Annotated in this window: 1 pseudogene; it reads right to left on the reverse strand. The window is 66.0% G+C overall.

Going from position 1 to position 3275, the window contains the following annotated elements:
• A pseudogene (locus B3873_RS12165) lies at positions 1-3275 on the reverse strand (hypothetical protein); the annotation flags it as partial.

The raw sequence follows: 3275 nt of genomic DNA on the forward strand, positions 1-3275 counted from the left end.
GAACTGGCTGGCGTAGTTGTTGACGGTACCAGCGGCCAGGCTCATGTTGCCGCCGGACGTGATCATGCCCGGATCGCTCTTGGTGACGACCGTGCGCGTGATCTGCTCGGTACCGTCGTAGATGGTCCATTCGCGGTAGGAGCGGCTGTTGACGTTGTTGTTGAAGGCGGTGATCTTGTCATTGAGCGCCAGCAACGCGGCGATGTAGGCGTCGTACTTGGGCTTCCAGACGTCATAGGCGGCTTTCCACGCGTCGTAGACTCCCGCCGGGACCGGTACAGAGACGCAGGATTCGTAGCAGGCTTCGCCAGGACGCGGCTCCGAACCCGGCCCGGGGCCCGGATCTTCAGCGGGCGGCGTCACTCCCATCACCGACCAGATGCGATCACCCGGTTTGTAATTGATGATCGCCGGATAAGAGACCGCATCAGCATCCCCCATCGCCCCCTGGCTGTAGGCCGGCGTATAGGCGATGGCCACCGCACTGTCACCCCGCGCGCCACGCGAATAGTCAAACGGCGGACCATAGCGCTCGGCAGGATAGGCAGCCGAAGGCAGCAACAGGCGATAGTTGTCTTCATCGCCCATGGCGCGCCAGTTGGACGCATCCAGGATCTCGCCGGAGCCACGGTTGTAGAGCCATGCCGACTTGGAGTCCAGCAACTGCGACGAGCCGTTGACCCGGAAGCTGACAATGCGATTGCCCGGCCCCGTCTGGTCCGTCGTCTCCAGATGCGCATTGGTGTTGTTGATGGTTCCCGCCGCAATGCTCAGGTTGCCATCGGCATTGATGGTGGCACTGCTGTTGTTGATCTCGCGGGCGCTGCCGGTGGCTTTCTTGTTGGCGTCCAGCGCGCCGCCGATGGCCATGTCGCCGACCGAATAGATCAACCCGTGCTCGCTGTTGTTGACCACGCCCGCGCCGATGTCGAGGCGGTTGCGGGCCGCAATGACCGGTGCGCTGGTCACGCCGTTGACGGTCTCGGCCTGGTTGTTCAGCACGTCCGCACCGATGGCGATGTTGTCGCCATAGATGCGGCCGGTGCCGATGTTGTTGACGGTGCTGCTCTCGATGACGGTATTGACGCCATCGATCAGGCCACGGTTGATGAAGGTGTGAACGTCGGTGGCCTTGAGCTTCAGGGTATTGCCCACCAGCGAGCCGCTGGCCTGGTTGTCGATGGTGGCGGCGGTGAGCATGAGCGTGCCGCCCGCACCGACCGCGCCGGCATTGGTGAAGGTGCCTGCGGTGCGCAGGTCGATGTCACCGCTCGCCCCTATCTGGCCGGTATGAAGAATCGGCGCCACCAAGTCGATGCGCAGGTCCTTCTGGCTGAGGAACCTGCCGCTCCCGGTGAAGGAATAGGCCAAAACGCTGGTCTGCTGTCCGGCGATGACGGTGCCGTTGCTGTTATCGATGACCAGCGCGCGGCTGACCGGGTTGGCATCCGTGAGGCTGGCGCTGTTGGTGGCGGAGATCAGGCCGGCGTTGTTGTCGATACGGGTGCCGGCGGTGAGCGTGATGGCGTCACCGCGCATCGCGCCCTGGCGGTTGCTGATGTCGGCCGCGCTGACGCTGACCGTGGCACCTTCGATGCCCTGGTTCTGGCCCTGGGTGCTGTCGTTGCGGACGGTCCCGGCCTGCACGTTGACGGTGCCATCCGAGCGCATCAGGCCCGCGCTGTTGTCCACGCTGCCACTGCCCACCTGCAGATCCACGCCCTGTCTGGCCTGCAGCGAGCCGCCGCGATTGCTCACGGCACTGCCCTCCACCGTCAGCTTGCCATTGGCACCGATCACGCCGGCATCGTTGTCCAGGCCGGTGGTCTTGAGGCTGATGTCGCCGTTGGACGAGACATTGCCCCGATTGACCAGCGCCCCTGCCGTCACGCTCAGCGGACCTTGCGCCACGATGCCGCGCGCGCTGCCGGAATTGGCGTTGCGCACGGTGTTGCTGCCGGCATCCAGGCTCAACGCATCGCCCGCTTGCAGCAGGCCGCCGTCATTGCCGAGGTCGCCGCTGCGGATGTCGAGCTTGCCCTGCGCGACGATGTTGCCGCTGCCGTTGGCGAGCGCGCCGCTGGCGATGCGAACGTCACGCTGCGCGGCGATGTTGCCCTGGCGATTGTCGAGGGACTGGTTCTGGCTGTCGATGCGGATGTCGTTGGCGCTGAGCTTGCCGCTGTGATTGTCGATGCCTGCCGCTGTCAACGTGAGTGCTTGTGCGGCATTCACCTGGCCCTGGTTGGCCAGGGTCCCGCTGGTCGTCACGTTGACCGCATCGGCACTGGAGGCCAGCGTTCCCCGGTTGGCAAGGCTGGCGGCTTGCACGGCCACCGGTCCATTGGCGGCCAGGGTGCCGTCGTTGCTGATGCTCTGTGCAGCCTCGATGCGCAAGCGCTCACCGGCATTGACGCCGCCGCTGTTGGCGAGACTGCCGACCTGCAGGTTCACGGCCTGCGCGGCTTCCATGCGTCCGCTGTTGCCGGTGCGGGCGCTGCTGCTGACGTTCAGCGCACCCTGCGCCGCACGCACGGTACCGCTGTTGTCCACGTTGGCAGCGTTGATGCTGGCATCGGCATTGGCCTGCAGCGTGCCGCTGTTGCTGAGCGAACCGGCGGCCTGCACGGCCAGGGAGGTGCTGCTGCCGATGCTGTTGCGGTTGTCGATGCTGGCGGCGGCGATCTGCACATTGCCCTCGCCGCCGACGCTGCCGGTGTTCTGCAGCGCGCCGCTGGCCTGCACCGTCAGCGCACCGGCACTGGCGATGCTGCCGCTGTTGTCCAGCGCGGTGGTGTTGAGGCTGGCCGCGCTCTTGCTGCCCAGTTCGCCCGCATTGCTGATGCCGCCTGTGGTCTGCACCGCCAGCAGGCCGGTAGCAGTGAGACTGCCGCTGTTCTCCAGCCGGCCATCGGCCGTCACCACCGCCTGGCCTACCGACGCGCCGATGTTGCCCGCGTTGCGCACGCCCACACCATGCTCGGTGGAGGTCAGATAGATGTGACCGGCATACATGCCGCCCAGTTGCGCCACGTCGATGGCCACCGCCGGTGCGGCGTCGCTGGCGGCCACACCGGGAACCACGCTGGCGTGATCCGCGCTGACGGTGTTGAGGCCCGCGCTGACCTTGAGTTCGGGTGCCCAGATGCCGGCATTGACCTGCACGGCGCGCGCGATGATCTCGGCGTAATCGGTGCGGCTGGCATCCATGCCGTTGCCCTCGATGCGCACCGCACCGCTGGACACGCGATAGCTGTCCAGATTGCCGTTGACGA

Origin of the sequence: Herbaspirillum sp. UBA812 (genome assembly GCF_002296545.1) — a bacterium.
Classification (GTDB): domain Bacteria; phylum Pseudomonadota; class Gammaproteobacteria; order Burkholderiales; family Burkholderiaceae_D; genus Herbaspirillum; species Herbaspirillum huttiense.